Raw genomic sequence first — 2,750 nt, 5'->3', positions numbered from 1 at the left:
GGGAGGGATTCGCTTACCGCTAGGTGATAGACGACTGCAGGGGGGGCATGGTGAAGGTGAATACGACACTGGTGATCTCGCTTTCTACCATTACCATTATTATGCCTTTCCGCTTTTGGTCATGCTCGATTTGTTCATGGATGGCAATTGCAATGCCGATGGTTACATGGACTTTGACTTGATGTATTTGTCGGAATTGGACCCAACATGGCTGAACGATGAACTGGCCTTTTTTACTCAGCCTGAAGCCGCTGCCGTTGCCAATCCATTGGCTATCTCGGCTTGTACTGTTGACGCGGCCTCATCAACGCTTGGTAAACCCATCGACCAGTTGTTTTGGTGTGCTGGCAGTTGGGGCCATCTCTATCCGTTATCTGGCCATACCTTAGCCTTTGGCTCATTAGCAGAAAACACCAGTCATTTAGCGGCGCGTGCAATTGCCGCTCAGCATCGACGAGGCTTCGCGACCCGAACCATGGGCGACCGCGCGCTTTGTCGACCAATCATTGAGCCCATGCTGCCAAAGTCCCAATACAAGATGAGTATGTTCTTCCCGGTGCCGGAAACTGAAAGGGCGCATGTCATTGGTGAAAGCACCATGACATGGGGAGAATGGCGAACAATTCCTGCCGTTGGTGAGGATGCCGTTTATATCTTGTGGCGTTGGCAAGACTGCTGTAACTCGGGAGGTTAACTATGCAAGCAACACTTTTTACCCGAGTGTTGGCAGGTATTTTGTCAATCACTATGGCATGTTTACCCTTACATGGTGTGGCAGCCGATGTGCAGCGTCAATCCGGCTTAAGTGGACAGCAAGAAGGAAAGCAATTGCTGCAAAGCTGGACTATGCCGGCACTGAATGGCAATACATTGTTGGTGCCGAGTGGCAGTGGTAATGAGTCCATAAACTTGAACGAGCTTTTCCCTGGGATGGAGCAGGGCTCATTGGACGTCTTAACGGGTGTATATGGCTCCGATGCCAGCATGAATCAACTCGGGGCACTGCGCCAAGAAAGCATGGCATCTGAGAAAGGCGCGACGGGCGAGGCGTTTCGCTCGCTACAGCAAATCAAAGATAGGTCTCGGCCAGATATGGTCAATGATCCTCTATGGGCACTGACGGATGCGGTTCAAGCCAACCCAAATCTATTGACCCAAAGTTTCCCCGGCTGTGAGTCTCAAGGAGACGGTAGCCCAAACTACCAGCAATGTGACAGGCTCAATACCGCAGTTAACAGCTGTACTATTACTCACCATTACACGGCAGGCATCATAGAGCATGTCTCTGGCCCAATGAATATAAGTAACTGTGGTGAAGGCTGTCTTGAAATTTGGATTGGAAAAATTGGCGATGACTATTGGACGGGGAACTGTCAGATTTTTGAACAGGCCATTACCATCAATGTGCTTAATCCCCACGCGATAACCTCCGCTGTGCTGGAGTACGCCAAGTGGGATGACTATATGCAAGTGTGGCTTGGGGAGCAAAAGGTTTGGTCAGGACCGAATGATAACTTTCCACCCGAGACGTCTGGACGTTGCGAACTGCGTACCAGTTGGGAGCGTAACCCCAATACGGATTTAACCGCAAACTTAACAGCCATCGCGCCGGGTGACAAGGTTGCGATCAAAATCCGCGTGTCCGTTACTGGCAGTGGCGAGGGGTATGCACGCATCAAGGTGCGTTTTGACCCAACTAAAGTGGTGATGAATGATGCTTGGTCACCACAATCCTGTATTGAACAAGCCGCGGATATACCAGCTATATTTTCAGACTACAGCATTCAATGCACGGATCAGCCTTCTTCAACCAACGGATGTACTGTGGTCAATGGTGTTTCAGTATGTGAATCTTACTTCACCCCAAGCCCAGTTGCAGGGATATCGCCCTTGTGTCGGCGTGTTCAGGTCAGTGTGAATGATGAAAGTTATAAGGGGATTGAAAATCAGGCCTGCCAGGTGCTTGAAGCCAATCCTTCCTGCGGCTTTATGTCGTCAGAATGTGCCGAAACCAATGATAAAGGCAAATGCATTCGTTTTACAGATACCTATAACTGTGGCATGCAAGCCACCGATCCTAAGTGTGTGGTATCCAATCTCATGCCGAGCAGTTTTGAAGCCTGTGAACCTACTCAGACGATTACGCCATTTACCGAAATCAAGCATGTACCTGATTTTCAGGTGTGCGAGAAGATAAACACACTCACCGAGTGCCAATTAGCGCGGCAAGTCATTACAGTAGAACATCAACAGCGCTGGTCTATTGAACGCGGTTGCTTTGCCAACGAGATGCTCAGCTTAACGCCTTCCCACAACGACACCTTGCAGACCGGTACGGTGAGCTTGGATATCCACGATAAGCAGCAGACTGATGCTACCATCGTTGAGCATCCAACAAAGGCCAATGGCTGGACGACAAAATTAGCGCTGACTGGGAATATGGCCAGTGTCACTGAGACGTCAACATCCATTAAAGAGCTTGAATTGACTTGTCCAAATGGCACCTTGGTTGGGGCACTGTGTCAAGTCGTCAATGGCTCGATTGTTACTTGGCATGAACCTCAAGAAGTCACTCGCTCATATTGTGAGACGGGCTGGAGTAAGGTCGATTTCGATACATGCAGTCGAGAAGTACAGAAGTGCTTGGAACCTGCGAAACTGAGGGCTTCATTGACCTTCTCTGGCAAATACTTAGCGCAAGAGCTTGTTCATCAATCAAGTGATCCAGGCATAGACCAATGCTTGATGCA

At 49.5% G+C, this 2,750-nt stretch carries 1 protein-coding gene and 1 pseudogene; both read left to right on the top strand.

The window, feature by feature from the left end; translation table 11 throughout:
* A partial coding sequence (locus tag ACRCZA_RS05645) for a TraU family protein (RefSeq protein ID WP_438673490.1) occupies positions 1-694 on the top strand: 694 nt, incomplete at its 5' end.
* A 2-nt stretch (positions 695-696) separates the two neighbouring features.
* Positions 697-2,750: pseudogene (locus tag ACRCZA_RS05640) on the top strand (conjugal transfer protein TraN); the annotation flags it as partial.

Source organism: Shewanella sp. (assembly GCF_051658185.1).
Taxonomy (GTDB): domain Bacteria; phylum Pseudomonadota; class Gammaproteobacteria; order Enterobacterales; family Shewanellaceae; genus Shewanella.
Note: the sequence above shows the minus strand (reverse complement) of the source record. Positions and strands in the feature narration are given on the sequence as shown.